The sequence below is a fragment of the Nocardioides currus genome (genome assembly GCF_003057875.1).
GTDB lineage: Bacteria > Actinomycetota > Actinomycetes > Propionibacteriales > Nocardioidaceae > Nocardioides > Nocardioides currus.
Genome location: NZ_PYXZ01000001.1, coordinates 586402 through 602924 on the forward strand (window position 1 = coordinate 586402; position 16523 = coordinate 602924).

Below are 16523 nucleotides of genomic sequence, written 5' to 3' on the forward strand. Positions count from 1 at the left end.
GCGGGCCGGGCTGCCGGCCCCCGCGTCAGCCGGTCAGGTGGTGCACGTAGCACCAGCGCCAGTCCTCGCCCGGCTGGGCGGACTGCATCACCGGGTGGGTGGTGTCGTGGAAGTGCTCGGTGGCGTGGCGGTGCGGGGAGGAGTCGCAGCAGGCGACGTTGCCGCAGGCCAGGCAGCGCCGCAGCGAGACCCAGTGTGAGCCGAGCTCGACGCACTGCTGGCAGGTGAGGCCGTCCTCGGCGGTGAAGGCGACCGCGGGGCCGGCGGTGTCGAGGTGGTCGCACGAGCGGCCGACCACGACGCGCCGCGCGCGCGGGGCGTCGCCGTCGGCCTCGGCGGTGGCGATGTCGAGCATCGACTCCTCGACGTCGAGGATCGCGAGCACCTCGCGCACGACGTCGCTGGGGACGGTGCCGGTGCTGCGGACCTTGAGCACCTTCTGACGCTCCGCGTCGATCATCGCCAGCCGGGCACGGGCGTAGAGGTCGCTCGGCGACTCCTGGCCCTGCGTGGTGGACAGCTGCTCCCATGCGGCGAAGTTGCGCTGGTCGACGCGCTGGCGGATCAGGTCGTAGACCCCGTGCGGGTCGTCGTGGTCGAGTTCGTCGAGGGCGATGAACCCCGCCTTGGAGGCCTGCTGGAGCAGGGCCGCGCGGGCCAGGGCGTCGTCGAGCGGGTCGGGCGAGGGCACCCGCAGCCGACGGGCGACCCACGGCAGCGAGAGCCCCTGGATGAAGAGCGTCCCGGCCACGACGGTGAACGCGATCAGCAGCAGCACCTCGCGGTGCTCGGTCTCCTCGGGGATGACGAACGCCGCGGCCAGCGTGACGACCCCGCGCATGCCGGCCCAGCCGAGGATGAAGGTGTACTGCCACGGCGGCGCGTGACCGGTGGCGGGATCGGGACCGGGCCGCACCAGGGCGTAGCGGGCGGCGAAGACCCACACCATCCGCAGCACGATCGCGGCGGCGAGCGAGGCGGCGCAGACCGCGGCGATGCGCCCCGGCGCGATCTCGCTGTCGGCGACTCCTTCCAGGATCCAGCGCGCCTGGAGACCGATCAGCAGGAAGACGGTGTTCTCCAGCAGGAAGGCGATGGTGCGCCAGTTGATCCGCTCGGCGATGCGCGACTGGGCGGTCTGGATGATCGGCGCCTTGTGGCCGAGCAGGAGGCCGGCGACGACCACCGAGATGACACCGGACGACTCCAGCTCCTCGGCCAGGAGGTACGCCGCGAACGGGGTCACCAGCGAGATCGCGGTGTCCATCAGGGGGTCCGTGACGAGCTTGCGGAGCTTCGCCACGACCACGAAGACGACGAACCCGAGCGCGGCGCCCCCGAGGGAGGCCCACAGGAAGTCGACCCCGACCTCGAGCGTGTGCACGCCGACCGAGGCGGCGGCGAGCGCCGTACGCAGGGAGACGAGGGCCGTGGCGTCGTTGAGCAGCGACTCGCCCTCGAGGATCGTCACCACGCGTCGGGGCAGGCCGATGCTGCGGGCGATGGCGGTCGCGGCCACGGCGTCGGGCGGCGCGACCACCGCGCCGATGGCGATCGCGATCGGCCACGAGATGCTCGGCACGATCAGGTGCACGATCGCTCCGACCCCGAAGGCGGTGAAGACGACCAGGCCGACCGAGAGGAGCCCGATGGTGCGCCGGTTGGCGTTGAAGTCGACGAGCGAGGTCTGGATCGCGGCGGCGTAGAGCAGCGGCGGCAGCAGGCCGAGGAGCACGACCTCCGCCTCGAGATGCACCTCGGGGACGTGCGGGACGAAGGTGCCCACGACCCCGATGGCGATCAGCAGCAGCGGCGCGGGCAGGCCGACCCGGTCGGCGAGCGCCGTCCCGGCGAGCACGACGACGACCAGGGCGACGAGGAACAGCGCGATCTCCACCCTGGGATCATGTCAGCCGAGCGAGCCGATGCCACTGCGGTAGTCGGTCGCGTAGGTCAGCACGACGCGCCCGTCGCCGGGCGGCAGGATGAGTGACGCCGTCTGCGCGATGTAGGCGCCCTCGAGGTGCACGCTGACGTGGACGTTGCGATCGGCCGGGATCTCCCACGACACCGAGCCCCACACGACGACGTACTGACGCCCGTCGATGCTGGCGATCGGGCGGTACTTCGCGCGCACCGGTGCGTTGCCGGTGGTGAGGTCGACGGTGAGGAGCCGGCGAGGCCCGCTGTGCGCCTCGACGTAGGGGATGACGCCGGGCGTGGTGGCGAGCTCTGATGCTGTCGTCATGGGTGCCACCCTGCCCGAGGGCGCCATGGATAATCCTTCGGGTGCGGGTCCTCGGGGTGGTGGTCAGGTCGGTCCTGGCCCTCCTCACCCTCGTCGGCCTGCTGCTCGCCGCGGCCGGCGCGCTCGTCGCCGGGGTCGTGGGCTCCGACGACACGGTCTTCAACCGCCCCTCCGCGCTCGGCGCCGACGGCCGGCCGATCCTGACCGCGCCCGACCTGCTCGCCTACGACGGAGTCACGGTCACGCTGCGTGCCTCGGCCCCGGGCGGGGTCTTCATCGGCACGGCGCACCCGGTCGACGTCGCGGACTTCGTCGGCGACTCGTCACGGATCCGGCTGACGGACGTGACCCGCACCGGGGTCGGGTCGGAGGACGCCGGCGCGGGCGAGTCGGTCGACCCGGCACGGGCCGACTTCTGGACCGCGTCCATGACGGGGTCGTCGACCGAGGAGCTGACGCTCGACCGCGGCGCCTCGGCCGCCCAGTGGGTGATCGCGCCGCTGACCGGCGCCGGTCCGACCACGGTGTCCTTCGGCGTCACCGTGCCCGGGTTGTACGTCGCTGCGCTGGTGGTCTTCGGGGTCGGGACCGTCCTGCTGCTCGCCGGCGTCGAGCTGCTGCTGCGTCGACGCCGCCGTGGGCCGGGCCCGCCGACCGCGGCCGATCGCATCGCGGCGTACGTCCCGCCGTCGACCCCGACCCCCGGTCCGTCCCGCGGCAGGCACGCCGCGCTCTCGGTCGTGCTGACCCTGTCCCTGGCCGTCTCCTTGGCCGGGTGCGCGCCCGACGACCTGCTGCCCACCCGCCGCCAGTCGTCGGAGCTCGCCACCACCAAGGTCGCGCTGACCCGCGCCGACCTGCCCGCCCTCCTCGAGTCGTACGACGCCCGCCTCCGCGCCGCGATCAAGGCCGCCCGTCCGCCGAGGTACGCCACGACGAAGTGGCGTCTCGCCGATCGCGGGCCCGCGCTGGAGAGCGACCTCTTCGGCACCCGGGTCGGGCGGCTGACGAAGCTCGGTCGGCGCACCCCGCCGACCCACGACGGGGTCGAGGCGTTCTCCGCGCGCTTCGACTCCTACCCGATGTGGTCGTTGGCGGCCTCGCGGGTGGGGCGCGACACCCGCGTCGACCTCTTCACCAAGGCGGCGGTCGAGGCGCCGTGGCTCCGTCAGGGCGGCAGCGTCGTGTCGCGCGACCTGCCGCGACCCGGCACCCCCCGGTCGCTGCCCGGCAACAACGACGCGGCGGCGGCGACGGCGGCCTGGCGCGACTTCCTCCGCACCGGCGAGGAGGACGACCGGCTCGAGGTCGACCGCGACTCCCGGGCCTGGCGGGACAACGTCGCCGACCTCGGGAGCCGGGCGATGTTCCGCGGCTACGACGTGACGGTGCGACCGGACGGGTTGTCGCGGGTCGTGCGGGTGGCGGACGGCTCCCTCGCGATCGTGGCGCTGCGGGTGACGACCCGGCTCGACGGGCGGCCCGACCTGCGGGTGGTGTGGGCGCCGCCGTACGGGAAGTACCGCCCGGGCAAGGACGGGGTGCTGTCATTCGCCGACGTCGCCGTCGGGATCATCCACCTGCCGTCGAAGGGGACGCCGACGCTGCTCGGCTCGACCTTCAGCGAGGTCGCGGTCAGGCCCGGAGCGCCCTGATCCGCTGGTCCAGGTCGCGGCGGTTGTCACGCCGCACGACCGCCTCGACCACCTCGATCCCGCCGTTGGGCGAGGCCAGCGCCTGCTCGAGCTCGGGCAGGCTCGAGACGCGCAGGTGCGGCGTGCGGGTGGCGGCGCACAGGCTGGCGACGTCGACGCCGTGCGGGGTGCCGAAGAGCGTGTCGTAGCGGTCGGCGACCTCCGGGGCGCCCTGCTCGAGCATCGCGAAGATCGAGCCACCGTCGTCGTTGGTGACCACGATCGTCAGGTCGGGGCGCTCCTCGCGCGGGCCGAGGACCAGGCCGGTCATGTCGTGCAGGAAGGTGACGTCGCCCATCAGCGCGAGCGCGCGGCTGCTGTGCGGGCGACCGAGCGCGGCCCCGATCGCGCTCGACACCGTGCCGTCGATGCCGGCGAGGCCGCGGTTGGCGACCACCTTGCGCCGACCGCCGACCTCGTAGCGCGGCACCATCAGGTCGAGGTCGCGGATCGGGCTCGAGGCGCCGACGAAGAGGAGCCCGTCGCGCGGAAGCGCACGGCTCACCGCACCCGCAACGTCGTACGGCGTGAGCTCCCCCTCGCCCCGCAGCAGCTCGTCGAGCTGCCGTGCCACCGACCGGTCGGCCGCGAGCCAGGCGTCGAACCAGGCGGTGTCGCTCGACTCCGACGTCGTCGCGCGGGCGACGGCGTGGTCCACCGGGAACGGCCGGTCGCGCCACAGGCCGTCGCCCTCGACGTCCCACACCTCCACGTCGGGGCGGGCGAGGAGACGGGAGACCGGGCGGGACAGCGTGGGGTGCCCGGCGACGACGACCCGCTCGACCTGCGCGCCGAGATCACCCTCCAGCAGCAGGCGGTAGGTGCGGATGGCGTGGGTGCCGGTGCGGGAGCCGCTCGTGGGCTCGGCGAGCAGGGGCCACTGCCCGCGCTCGGCCAGCACCCGCGCGGGCGGGCCGGCGTCGTCGCCGGCGACGACGACGGTGCGGGGACCGTGCGGGACGTCGGTCTCCTCGTGCCACGACCTCGGCCCGCTGCCGACCATCACCTGCGGCACCTGCCAGCGGTCGCGCGGCACCAGCGGGTCGTCGAGCTGGACGTTGAGGTGCGCCGGGCGGGCGAGGTCGAGGGGCGGGAGGTGGTCGAGGTCGGCGATGTCGGTGAACGGCAGCCGCGGCAGGATCCCGGCCTGGTCGGTGGTCTGGCTGGCGCTGGTGCCGCGCAGCCGCAGCGGCCGGTCGGCGGTGACGAACACGACGGCCAGCCCGGCGTGCCAGGCCTCCAGGGCCGCGGGGTGCAGGTTGGCGACGGCGGTGCCCGACGTGCAGACCACGGCCGCGGGGCGGCCCGCCTTCGCCAGTCCGAGGGCGAGGAACCCGGCCGTGCGCTCGTCGATGCGCGTGTGCAGCCGGAGGAGGCCTGCCTCGGCCGCGTCGTGGGCCGCGAAGGCCAGCGGGGCGTTGCGGGAGCCGGGGGCGAGCACGACCTCGGCCACCCCGTTGCGCACCAGGTGCGCGACGACCCCGCGCGCCAGGTCGGTCGAGTCGGTCACGAACGCTGATCCTGCCGTACGGCGCTGAGCCGGCGCTCCCAGTGCTCGACCCGGTCGGGTGGTGCCGCCAGGCGTGCGAGCGCCTCGTCGGACAGCGCGACCGGCCGGACCGGCAGGAACCCGCCGACGGGCAGCAGCGGGTCGACGGCGACGTCGTCGGTGAGCAGCTGGACCGTGGCGAGACCGCACGCGTGCTCGAGCGAGGGCAGCGCGGCCGCCAGCGCGACCCCGGCGGCGATCCCCACGCTGGACTCGACGGCGCTGGACACCACGACGGGCAGCCCGATGTCCTCCGCGATCCGCACGCACGCCCGCACCCCGCCGAGCGGCTGCACCTTGAGCACCGCGATGTCGGCGGCCTCGAGGTCGCGCACGCGGTAGGGGTCCTCGGCCCGCCGGATCGACTCGTCCGCGGCGATCGGGACGTCGACCCGTCGGCGCACGACCGCGAGGTCCTCGACCTCCGCACAGGGCTGCTCGACGTACTCCAGCCCGCCAGCGGCGCGCTCGAGCAGGGTGATCGCGTGGACGGCGTCGTCGACGTCCCAGCCGCCGTTGGCGTCGATCCGCACGAGGCCGGCGTGGCCGATCGCGTCGCGCACCGCCTCGAGCCGGGCGACGTCGTCGGCCAGCGTCTGGCCGCGCTCGGCGACCTTCACCTTCGCGGTGGCGCAGCCGCCGGCCAGCACGATCCGGTGCGCCTCGTCGGGGCTGCAGGCGGGGACCGTGACGTTGACCGGGACCCGGTCGCGCACGGGGTCGGGCCAGTCGCCCGTGGCCGCCTCCTCCGCGCAGCGCAGCCAGGGGCGCGCGACGTCGTCGTCGTACTCCAGGAACGGCGACCACTCGCCCCAGCCGTGCTCGCCGCGGATCAGCACACCCTCGCGGACGGTGATCCCGCGGAACCGGGTGCGCAGGGGGATCGAGAAGACGTGCCTCACGCCAGCCATCACGCCTGCCATCACACCAGGCCCGCCAGCGCTTGGCGGTCGACCTTGCCGTTGGGGAGCAGCGGGAGCGTCTCGACGGCGACGACCTGCTGCGGTGCCCACGTGCGCGGCAGCTCCTCCGCGACCCAGTTGCGCAGCTTCTTGCGCGACAGGGTGGGGACGACGAACGCGACCACCCGGGCGCCCCACTCGTCGTCGGGCACCCCGAGCACCTCCACGGCGTGGACGTCGGGGTGCTCACGGATCCGGGCCGCGACCGCCGGGAGGGGCACCTTGACGCCGCCACTGATGACCACGTCGTCGATGCGGCCGAGCACGTGCAGGCGCCCGTCGTCGTCGATGCGTCCCGCGTCGGAGGTCCAGAACCTGCCGTCGACGAGGGTAATGGCGGTGAGGGCCGGGTCGTCGTCGTAGCCCTCGAAGATCGTCGGTCCGCCGATCCGTATGCGGCCGTCCTCTGCGAGGTCGAGCGTGACGCCGTCGAGCGGCTCCCCGTCGTAGACGCAGCCTCCGGCGGTCTCGGAGGCGCCGTACGTCGCCACGATCCGCAACCCCGCGTCCTCGGCGCGCCTCCTCAGTCCCGGGTCAAGCGGCCCGCCACCGAGGAGGATCGTGTGCAGGCGGCGCAGGGCCTCGACCTGGCTGCCGTCCTCGAGCAGGCGGTGCAGCTGGGTGGGGACGAGCGAGGTGAACCGGCCCTCCGTCGCGCCGGTGAAATCGAGGTCGGCGACCACCCGGGGATCGTGCCCGGCGAGCAGGGAGCGGGCGATGACCTGCACGCCCGCGACGTACGACGACGGGACCGCCAGCAGCCACTGGCCGCGCTCCCCCAGCCGCCGCGCGCTCGCCTCGACGGAGGCGACGACCGCGTCGCGCGACAGCACCACCCGCTTGGGGCGGCCGCTGCTGCCGGACGTCTCGATCACCAGGTGCTGCGGATCGTCGGTCTCCAGCCAGGTGCGGAGCTGGGTGATCGCTGCGGCCGCGTCGTCGGAGGGGCTCAGGAGGCTCACCCCAGCACGGTAGACCCGGGCGTGCGGGCTATGTTCGCCGGATGACGTTGCAATGGGAGCAGGTCCTCGTCCACGCCGTCGACCCGGCCGCCCTCGGCCAGTGGTGGGCCGACGCCCTCGGCTGGGTCGTCGTCTACACCTCCGACGACGAGTTCGAGATCCGCCCGGAGCCCGATCGGATGCCGGGGATCGACTTCGCTCGCATCGACGAGCCCAAGCAGGGCAAGAGCCGTCTGCACCTCGACTTCCGGCCTGACGACCACGACGCCGAGGTGGCGCGGCTGCTGGCCCACGGCGCCGTGCGGGTGGACATCGGCCAGGGCGACGGCACGCCGTGGACGGTGCTGGCCGACCCCGAGGGCAACGAGTTCTGCATCCTGGGCGAGAGCACGGCCGACTGAGGCGTGGGACGCACTCGATGAGCACACGCCGTGGACTCTTCGTCGCCCCCTTCGACGCCTTGGCCGACCCCCGGGTGGTCGGCGACCTGGCTGCGTCGGCCGAGGCGGCCGGCTGGGACGGCTTCTTCGTCTGGGACCACCTGGCGTACGGCGACCGGGTGACCGCGATCGCCGACCCGTGGACGTGCTGCGCCGCGATCGCGATGCGCACCGAACGGCTGCTGCTCGGACCGATGGTGACCCCGCTGCCCCGCCGCCGGCCGCAGGTGCTGGCCCGGCAGGCGGCCAGCCTCGCGGTGCTCTCCGGCGGGCGGTTCGTGCTCGGCCTCGGGATCGGCGACGACTGGGTGGGCGAGCTCAGCGGCTTCGGCGACGAGGCCGACCCCAAGGTACGCGGCCGGATGCTCGACGAGGGGCTCGAGGTCCTCACCGGGCTGCTGCGCGGCGAGCCGGTCGACCACGTCGGCGAGCACTACACCGCGCGCGACGCGCGCTTCCGGCCGGCGCCGGCCGTGCCGATCTGGCTGGCCGGTCGCTTCGGCAACCGTGCGCCGATGCGCCGGGCCGCCACCCGGGACGGGTTCTTCGTGATCGGGCTCGACGGTCCCGACGACCTCGACGCGCTCACCGCGGACCTCGTCGCGCTCCGCCCCGCCCCCGGCTTCGACGTCGTGGTGGACCTCCGGCCCGAGCAGGACCCGGGCGAGTGGCTCGACCGGGGTGCCTCCTGGGTGCTGACCCGGATCGGTCCCTTCGACCTCGACCTCGACGCGGTGCGGTCCATCGTCGAGGCAGGTCCCTGACCGGGGCAAAGCTTTCCGCGGCGACGTATCAGGCCGGGTGTAGCCGCCTCCTAGCCGCCGTGACCACGTGCGAAGACGCCCATGCCGAGCGACTGATCAGCGCCCTCTTCCAGGTCGACCGTGCGACCTCCGAGGGCGACGTGGGGGCGGCCCACGCCGCGCTGGGGCGAGCCGTGCGCGACCTCCACGGGGTCGGGGTGCCGTTGGACCGGGTCGCCCAGATCAGCGGGTTGTCCCACGCCGAGCTGAGTCACTTCCTCACGAGTCGGCCGACGCCTCCGCACCCACGCGGTCCGGCATGAGCAGGCCCGACAGCACCAGCGCCAGGGCCGCGACCGCGGAGCACACGAACACGGCGTGGATCGCCGGGGCCAGGACGCCCGCGGACAGCTGCTCGAGGGCCACCGTGGAGCCGGACGAGGTCCCGCCGGCGACGCGGCTGTTGACGATGGCGCCGAACACCGCGACCCCCACCGCGCTGCCGATCGAGCGGGCGAACATGTTCGTGCCGGTGGCGACGCCGCGATGCTCCCAGCCGACGGAGGACTGCGCGACGATGACCCCGGGGCTGGCGACGTACCCGAACCCGACGCCCATCACGAAGCACGGAAGGGCCAGCTGCCACAGGGCGCTGTCCTCGCTGACGAGCAGCAGCAGCGCCGCGCCGGCGATCACGAACATCGCGCCCATCAGGACGGTACGGCGGAAGCCCATGCCCAGGTAGAAGCGGCCGCTCGTCGCCGCCGCGATCGGCCAGCCGATGGTCATCGCGGCCAGCGCCAGCCCGGCCACGAGGGCGCCGTGGCCGAGGACGGCCTGGGCGTAGAGCGGGACGTAGGACGTCAGCCCGAGCATCAGGACCCCGACGACGAAGGCGCCGGAGTTGGCGGCGTTGAGCACGCGACGCCGGAAGATCCAGAGCGGGAGCACGGGCTCGGCCGTGCGCGCCTCGACCGCCACGAAGGCGGCGACCAGCGCGACGGCCGCGGCGAGGATCGCCACACTCGGGCCCGAGCTCCACTCCCAGCGCACGCCGCCCTCCAGCAGCCCGAGGAGCAGCAGCGAGCCGCCCGCCGCGAGCAGCACCGCACCCGCGTAGTCGATGGCGTGCGAGCGTCGCTCGACCTTCTCCTCGAACCGGCGCCACAGCACCCAGCCCGCGGCGATGCCCAGGGGCAGGTTGACGAAGAAGATCCAGCGCCAGCTGAGGTAGTCGGCGAAGACGCCGCCGAGGGTCGGTCCGACGACGGAGGCGATCGCCCAGACGCTGGCGATGTAGCCCTGCACCTTGGCGCGCTCCTCGAGGGAGTAGACGTCGCCGACGATCGTCATGCCCATCGGCTGCACGGCGCCGGCACCGAGGCCCTGCACGAGGCGGAAGACGATGAGGGCGGGCATGCTCCACGCGATGCCGCACAGCAGCGACCCGAGGACGAAGAGCCCGATGCCGGTCAGCATCACCGGCTTGCGCCCGTAGAGGTCGGCGAGCTTGCCGTAGATCGGCACCGACACGGCCTGCGCCAGCAGGTAGATCGAGAACAGCCAGGGGAAGGAGGTGAACCCGCCCAGGTCGTCGACCACGGCCGGGACAGCCGTGGCCAGGATCGTCGCGTCGATCGCGACCAGCCCGATGCTGAGCATGACCGCCAGGAGCAGGGGTCCACGCTCGCTGCGGAGGCCGACGCTGGCACGGGTGATCTCGGGAGCACTCACGAGTCCCCCAACCGAGGTCGACGACGAGGTGTTCCCCGGGGACTCAGCCGAGCTGCTCGAACAACGACACCACGATCCCCTCGGGCCCGCGGACGTAGGCCATCCGGACGCTGTCCTCGTACGCCCCGACACCTCCCACGAGTCCGTAGCCGTCTCCGGCCACCGCGGCCAGCGCCGCGTCGAGGTCACCGACCTCGAACGAGACGTTGCGCAGACCCACCTCGTTGGCCAGCGCGGCGGGCGACCCGGCCACGTGGTCGGGGGTCACGAAGCTCGAGAGCTCGAGGCGGCACCCGTCGTCGGGCGGGCGGAGCATGACGATGCGGCAGTGGGCGCCCGGGATCGCGCAGACGGTCTCCACGAACTCGCCCGCCACCTCCCCGGTGCCCTCGACCTCGAGGCCCAGGCGGACGAAGAAGTCCGTGGCCGCCTCGAGGTCGGAGACGGTGATGCCGATGTGGTCGAAGCGTCGTACGTGCGTCATGGGAGCCACCCTTCGTCGATCGTGTGCCGGTCATGAGTGGGACGGAGCCAGCCCGCCGGTCTCGACATCAGCCTCGCGCGGTCTTCTCCGCCACGGCCTCGTCGATGGCGTCGTTGAGCTCCGCGAGGCCGCCCGCGAGCAAGACGGCGGCGTCCTGGCCGAGGGTGTCGACGATCCGGCGCAGCCCGTCCGTGCGGACCTGCGAGTCGCTGCGGTAGGCCGCCTCGCCGGCCGCCGTCGCCTCGACCAGCATCGCTGCCGAGCCGGGCTCGGACGACCTCTCGGCGAAGCCTCGCGCGATCACGGCGTGGACCTGCCGGTTGATCGTGGACTGCTCGAGCTGCAGCTTCTGTGCGAGGTCGCGCAGGGTCTGGGGGCCGTCCTCCACCACCAGCCAGAGGATCTTGTACGCCGACCCGTCGAGCACCAGCGAGGGGTCACTCGTGTCCCGGCGCCGGCCGAGCCGGATGAGCTCGTGGCTGAGCGAGCGCAGGGTCTGGTCGTCCACCGGAGTCGGCACCGACGTCGACTCTGCTCGGGGCACTGGGTCCACCACCTCTCGCCGCGTGGCTCAGGCGTCCGCCGTCACCGTAGCGGGTGCCGTCGCGTCCGAGCCCGCGCTGCGGAGCGTGGGCACCGCGGCCGCGATGGCCACGCCGACGAACGCGGCGAGCGCCCCGACCACGAAGCACCAGCGGAACGCCCCCTCGCTGGGGATCGCGAAGCCACCGACCGTCGTGGTGCTGCTGGTGAGCAGCGTCGCCATCACCGCGGCGGCGAGCGTGGTGCCGGTCGAGCGCATCAGGCCGTTGACCCCGACGGCCGACGCGGCCTCCGTGGCGGGCACCGAGTCGAGGATCAGGGTCGGCATCGCGGCGTACCCGATCCCGACACCGGCCGAGGCGACGCAGGACGCGATGAGCAGCTGCCACGGGGCGTCCATGAGCACGAGGGCCACCAGGTAGCCGGCGCCGAGGACCGCGGCGCCGATCATCAGGGTCCGCTTGGCGCCGATGCTCCGCATCAGGCCGCTGGAGACCGGGGCGAAGACCAGCATCATCAGGCCGGCCGGGGCCATCCACAGGCCGGCGGCGAGGATCGACTGTCCGAGCCCGTAGCCGGTGGCCGCCGGCATCTGGAGGAGCTGCGGCACCACGATCGACTGCGCCATCATCCCGAAGCCGATGGCGACCGCGGCGAGGTTGGTCATCAGCACGGGAAGCTCGGCGGTGGTGCGCAGGTCGACGAGGGGCTCGTCCTGGCGCAGCTCGAAGACGCCCCACGCGACGAGGACCACCAGGCCCAGGACGATCGCACCCCACGTGCGGCCGCTGTCCCAGCCCCAGGCACTGCCCTTGGAGACGCCGACGAGGAAGGCGGAGAGCCCGACCGCGAGGCCGACGGTGCCGGGCACGTCGAGGCGCCCGGAGGAGCCGTCGTGCACGTGCGGCACGGCGACCCCGACGAGCAGCGTGATGACCGCAGCGAGGCCCGTGGCGACCCAGAACAGGGCGTGCCAGTCGCCGCGGTCGGCGATCCAGGCGGCCAGCGGGAGCCCGATCGCGCCGCCGACGCCGAGGGTCGCGCTCATCGTGGCGACGGCGGTGGAGGCCATCTCCGGCGGCGCGAACTCGCGGATGAACGAGATGCCCACCGGGATGAAGCCCATCGCGAGTCCCTGCAGCGCGCGGCCCGCCAGCATCGGGGCCAGCGACTCGGACATCGCGCACACCGCGGACCCGACGAGCAGGAGCGCGGAGCTCACGAACAGCACCCGCTGCTTGCCGACCAGGTCGGCGATCCGCCCGGCGACCGGCATGGTCACGGCGGCAGCGAGCAGCGTGATGGTCACGACCCACGCGGCGTTCGACGGCGAGGTCGAGAGCAGCCGCGGCAGCTCGCTCTGGATCGGGATGACCATGGTCTGGGTGAGGGCGGCGCTGAGGCCGCCGAGGCACAGCACCCCGATGGCGAGGCGCGGACGCACGGTCGGCGCGAGGGAGGTCGTCATGTGTGTAACGTACACATGGTTGCCTGATGCAACCAATTCCTGGTGCTGGCAGATCCCGCCCGACCGACCGAACCCGAAACTCCCGAGACGGATGTCGGTGCGACGAGGGACAATGTCCGACGATGAGCACCATTGACTCGGGACTTCGCGCACGTCTGGTCGACAAGGCCAGGCCGCCCTCGCAGCTGGCGGGGCGGTTGGCGACCCAGTCGCTGCTGTTCGCGCTCGGTGAGGGCACGTTCATGGCCGGCTCGGCCGTCTTCTTCACCCAGGTCGTCGGCCTCACGCCGGCCCAGGTGGGCCTCGGTCTGACGATCGCGGGCATCGCCTCCTTCATCGCGGCCTACCCGATGGGCCGGCTCGTCGACCGCCTCGGCGCCAAGCGCTCGTGGGCGATCAGCAGCGCGGGCCAGGCCTCGATGTTCGCGGTGTGGCCGTTCATCGACAGCTTCGAGGGCTACCTCGCGATGGCGGTGGTGATGGAGGTGATCGGCGCACTCGGCGGCGTCGCCCACGGCGCCTACACGATCGACGTGCTGCCACCCCACGAGCGGGTGAAGTCGCGGGCGTACATGTACTCCGCGCTCAACGTCGGCTTCACCCTCGGCTCGCTGCTCGGCGTGATCGCGCTCGGCCCCGAGTCGCTGACCCTGCTCATGGGGGTCCCGGTCTTCACCGCGATCGTCTTCATGTTCAACGCCTACAACATCACCCGCCTGCCGGACGCCCCCCACGACCTCAAGACCGACGAGGAGCGCAAGGTCAAGATCCCCGGCCCGGGGCCGATGCGCAACGTGGGCTGGCTGGCCACGTCGTTCTTCACCGGCGTGCTGTGGACCAACCAGGTGATCCTCAACATCGTCATCCCGCTGTGGCTCGTCGACAAGACGGACGCCCCGTGGGTCGTGCTCTCGCTGCTGTTCGGCACCAACACGGTGATGTGCATCTTCCTGCCCCTGGCGGCAGCCCGCGGCGTCAAGGACGTGCACACCGCTCTGCGTGCCATCCGGGTCTCCACGGTCTTCTTCATCGTCTCCTGCGTCATCACGCTCTCCACGCACGACACCGTCGGCTGGGTGACCATCGCCCTGTTCTTCGCCGGCCACGTCACCCTGACCGGCGCCGAGCTCTTCCTCTCGGCCGCCAGCTGGACCTTCGAGGCCGAGCTGATGGACCCCCGACGCCGCGGGGAGTACCAGGGCGCCGCCGAGCTGGCCGGCACCCTCGGACGGGTGTGGGCGCCGGCGGCCTTCACCTTCCTCGCGATGAACTGGGGCGCGACGGGCTGGCTCATCATCGGCGCCGCCATCACGATCGCCGCAGCCGCCCTGCACCCCTCCACCGCCGTGGCCCGCCGCTTCCTCGAGCAGCACGTGCCCGCCGAGGTCCTCGCCGACGCGTCGGCGTCCGACGAGTCGCACGACGCCGCGCTCGATCCCACCCACGACGTCGCCCCGGTCGGCCCACCGACCGTCGAGCAGCCCGCCGAGCCGGGCGGGATCAGCCCCCTGACACAATCCCTCGGTGGCAACCCCGACTGACTGGCTCGCCGGAGCCCGACCGCGCACCCTTCCCGCTGCCGTGGCTCCCGTCCTCGTGGGCACCGGCACCGCGGCGTACGTCGACGAGCCGGTGTGGTGGAAGGCGGCCCTCGCCCTCGTGGTGAGCCTGGCCCTCCAGGTCGCGGTCAACTACGCCAACGACTACTCCGACGGCATCCGTGGCACCGACGACGACCGGGTGGGCCCGATGCGGCTCGTCGGCTCCGGGACCGCGTCGCCGCGGGCCGTGAAGACCGCGGCGTTCCTGGCCTTCGGGGTCGCGGCGCTCGCCGGGCTGGTGCTCGCGGCGACCACGGCCTGGTGGCTGGTCGCGGTCGGCGTGCTGTGCGTCCTGGCGGGCTGGTTCTACACCGGCGGCTCGAAGCCCTACGGCTACCTCGGACTCGGCGAGGTCATGGTGTTCGTGTTCTTCGGGCTGGTCGCGGTGATCGGCACGACCTACGTGCAGACGGAGACGTTCGAGCTCCTCGCGGTGTACGGCGCCGTCGCCATCGGCTCCCTGACCTGCGCGATCCTCGTGGCCAACAACCTGCGCGACATCCCCACCGACACGATCGCCGGGAAGCGCACGCTCGCCGTCGTGCTCGGTGACGAGCGCACCCGCTACTTCTACGCCCTGCTCGTCGGGGCGGCCACCGTGGCGGTCGTCGCCATCGCCGCCGCGTCGACCTGGTGGTGCCTGCTCGGACTGCTGTTCGTGCTGCGGATCCTGCCGGCCGTGCGGATCGTCCTCGGCAAGGCGCAGGGACCGGCCCTGGTCCCGGTGCTGCAGCTGACCGGCGTCGCCGAGCTGGTGCTCGCGGTCCTGGTCGCCGCACCCCTCCTGCTGGCCTGAAATCCCGTTGCCACGCTGACTAGCGTGGATGCGTGGACTACGACTTCGCGACCCTCGATCTCTCCGACGAGTCCGATGCCGGACGCGCCCGGCGCTCCGGCTGGCTGGCGGCCGTGCAGCGCGGCTTCCACAGCGGACGGCCCGACGAGGAGTTCGAGACGCGCTGGCTGACCCACGTCCGCGCCGACGGGGCCGTGTGCACCGGCGCCTGGCTGCCCGAGGGCGAGTTCGGAGCCGGCCCGGTGCCGGTCGCGACGTACTGCAGCTTCGACAAGACGCTCAACGCCGGCCACGAGCTGGTGCCGCTGCGGATGGTCACCGACGTCACCGCCAGCCCCGCCCACCGGCGCCAGGGGCTCGTACGCCGCCTGATCGAGGCGGACCTCGCCGATGCCGTCGCCCACGGGATCCCGGTCGCGGCGCTGACCGCCTCCGAGGCCACGATCTACGGCCGATGGGGCTTCGGCGCCGCCGTCTTCGCGCAGAAGATCGAGCTCGACACCGGTCCGCGCTTCGGGCTGCGGGCCTTCAGCGACCCGGGCCGGGTGGAGCTCATCGAGCCGCCGGACTCGTGGCCCATCGTCAAGGACGTCTTCGACCGGTTCCACGCCCAGACCCGCGGCTCGGTCGAGTGGCCGCAGTTCTACGAGGTGCTCCACACCGGCGCCTTCGACTTCGGGGAGGGCGGGCCGGACAAGAAGCTGCGGGGGGCGGTCCACCTGGACGCCGAGGGCACGATCGACGGCGTGGTGCTCTACAAGGCCGACGGACGAGGGGACGAGCGCAAGATCAACGTCACCGAGATGATGGCGCTCACCACGCCCGCCGGACTCGCCCTGTGGCGGTTCCTCGGCAGCATCGACATGGCCAAGCGGGTGACCTTCGGCCTCGGGTTCCCCGACGACCCGCTGCGCTGGGCGCTCACCGACATCAACGCCGTCAGCTTCACCGCCCACGAGGAGTTCCTGTGGGTGCGCGTGCTCGACGTGGTGCGTGCCCTGGCCGCACGACCGTGGACGGCTGACGACGAGATCGTGCTCGAGGTCGAGGACGCGCAGGGACACGCCGCCGGGCGCTACCGAATCGTGACCGCGTCCGGCCGCGCCGAGGTGACGCGGACCGACGACCCGGCGGAGGTCACGCTCACCGCCGAGACCCTCGGCTCGCTCTACCTCGGCGGGGCCAACGCCTCGGCGCTCGCGCGCGCGGGCCGGGTGCACGGCACGGACGCCGCGCTCGCGCGGTTCGCCGCCATGGCCGACCTCGCGGAGCCGCCGTACAGCCTGACGGGCTTCTGAC

The 16523-nt window shown here is 73.1% G+C and carries 15 protein-coding genes; 6 read left to right on the plus strand and 9 right to left on the minus strand.

All coding sequences use genetic code 11. The features are described from left to right. Window positions 1-25 precede the first annotated feature (25 nt). Window positions 26-1897 (minus strand): Na+/H+ antiporter, encoded by a 1872-nt coding sequence (locus tag C7S10_RS02805; RefSeq protein WP_108342859.1) that lies wholly within the window; start codon window positions 1895-1897, stop codon window positions 26-28. Between the two features lie 12 nt (window positions 1898-1909). Further along, window positions 1910-2248: a hypothetical protein gene (locus C7S10_RS02810; RefSeq protein WP_108342860.1), complete on the minus strand. Its 339-nt coding sequence runs from the start codon at window positions 2246-2248 to the stop codon at window positions 1910-1912. A 41-nt stretch (window positions 2249-2289) separates the two neighbouring features. On the opposite strand from C7S10_RS02810, the gene C7S10_RS02815 reads away from it, so the two are divergent. Further along, window positions 2290-3903 carry a hypothetical protein gene (locus C7S10_RS02815; protein WP_108342861.1) on the plus strand — a complete coding sequence of 538 codons (1614 nt, stop codon included), beginning with the start codon at window positions 2290-2292 and terminating at the stop codon, window positions 3901-3903. On the opposite strand, the gene menD is transcribed toward C7S10_RS02815, so the two are convergent. From menD to C7S10_RS02830, 3 genes are read right to left on the minus strand one after another with little or no spacing between them, the layout of a single operon-like run. Then, complete coding sequence (gene menD / locus C7S10_RS02820) at window positions 3884-5452, minus strand: 2-succinyl-5-enolpyruvyl-6-hydroxy-3-cyclohexene-1-carboxylate synthase (protein ID WP_108342862.1); 1569 nt, start codon at window positions 5450-5452, stop codon at window positions 3884-3886. The genes C7S10_RS02815 and menD overlap by 20 nt on opposite strands. Then, on the minus strand, window positions 5449-6402 hold the full coding sequence (locus C7S10_RS02825) for an o-succinylbenzoate synthase (protein ID WP_108343286.1): 954 nt from the start codon (window positions 6400-6402) through the stop codon (window positions 5449-5451). Before C7S10_RS02825 ends, menD begins: the two co-directional genes overlap by 4 nt. Window positions 6403-6413: 11 nt before the next feature. Further along, entirely contained in the window at window positions 6414-7415 is a 1002-nt protein-coding gene (locus C7S10_RS02830) for an AMP-binding protein (RefSeq protein WP_243395162.1), read from the minus strand. A 41-nt stretch (window positions 7416-7456) separates the two neighbouring features. On the opposite strand from C7S10_RS02830, the gene C7S10_RS02835 reads away from it, so the two are divergent. Together C7S10_RS02835 and C7S10_RS02840 are read left to right on the plus strand one after the other, a co-directional pair. Next, on the plus strand, window positions 7457-7816 hold the full coding sequence (locus tag C7S10_RS02835) for a VOC family protein (RefSeq protein ID WP_108342863.1): 360 nt from the start codon (window positions 7457-7459) through the stop codon (window positions 7814-7816). Between the two features lie 17 nt (window positions 7817-7833). Next, on the plus strand, window positions 7834-8619 hold the full coding sequence (locus tag C7S10_RS02840) for an LLM class flavin-dependent oxidoreductase (RefSeq protein ID WP_108342864.1): 786 nt from the start codon (window positions 7834-7836) through the stop codon (window positions 8617-8619). Window positions 8620-8877: 258 nt separating this feature from the next. Here C7S10_RS02840 and C7S10_RS02850 read toward each other — a convergent pair whose 3' ends face one another. From C7S10_RS02850 to C7S10_RS02865, 4 genes are all read right to left on the minus strand, one after another. After that, window positions 8878-10332 (minus strand): MDR family MFS transporter, encoded by a 1455-nt coding sequence (locus C7S10_RS02850; protein WP_243395163.1) that lies wholly within the window; start codon window positions 10330-10332, stop codon window positions 8878-8880. Window positions 10333-10375: 43 nt separating this feature from the next. Then, window positions 10376-10816: a VOC family protein gene (locus C7S10_RS02855; protein WP_108342866.1), complete on the minus strand. Its 441-nt coding sequence runs from the start codon at window positions 10814-10816 to the stop codon at window positions 10376-10378. 67 nt (window positions 10817-10883) lie between these two features. Next, complete coding sequence (locus C7S10_RS02860; protein ID WP_165807030.1) at window positions 10884-11336, minus strand: MarR family winged helix-turn-helix transcriptional regulator; 453 nt, start codon at window positions 11334-11336, stop codon at window positions 10884-10886. Between the two features lie 51 nt (window positions 11337-11387). Further along, window positions 11388-12827 (minus strand): MFS transporter, encoded by a 1440-nt coding sequence (locus C7S10_RS02865; RefSeq protein WP_108342868.1) that lies wholly within the window; start codon window positions 12825-12827, stop codon window positions 11388-11390. A 122-nt stretch (window positions 12828-12949) separates the two neighbouring features. Here C7S10_RS02865 and C7S10_RS02870 point away from each other — a divergent pair, with 122 nt between their 5' ends. The 3 genes from C7S10_RS02870 to C7S10_RS02880 are packed head-to-tail and all read left to right on the plus strand — an operon-like array spanning window position 12950 to window position 16522. Then, window positions 12950-14368 (plus strand): MFS transporter, encoded by a 1419-nt coding sequence (locus C7S10_RS02870; protein WP_108342869.1) that lies wholly within the window; start codon window positions 12950-12952, stop codon window positions 14366-14368. Beyond that, window positions 14352-15224 carry a 1,4-dihydroxy-2-naphthoate polyprenyltransferase gene (locus tag C7S10_RS02875; protein WP_108342870.1) on the plus strand — a complete coding sequence of 291 codons (873 nt, stop codon included), beginning with the start codon at window positions 14352-14354 and terminating at the stop codon, window positions 15222-15224. The genes C7S10_RS02870 and C7S10_RS02875 overlap by 17 nt, the downstream gene beginning before the upstream one ends. 32 nt (window positions 15225-15256) lie before the next feature. After that, entirely contained in the window at window positions 15257-16522 is a 1266-nt protein-coding gene (locus C7S10_RS02880; RefSeq protein ID WP_108342871.1) for a GNAT family N-acetyltransferase, read from the plus strand. The last annotated feature ends 1 nt before the right edge of the window (window position 16523 follow it).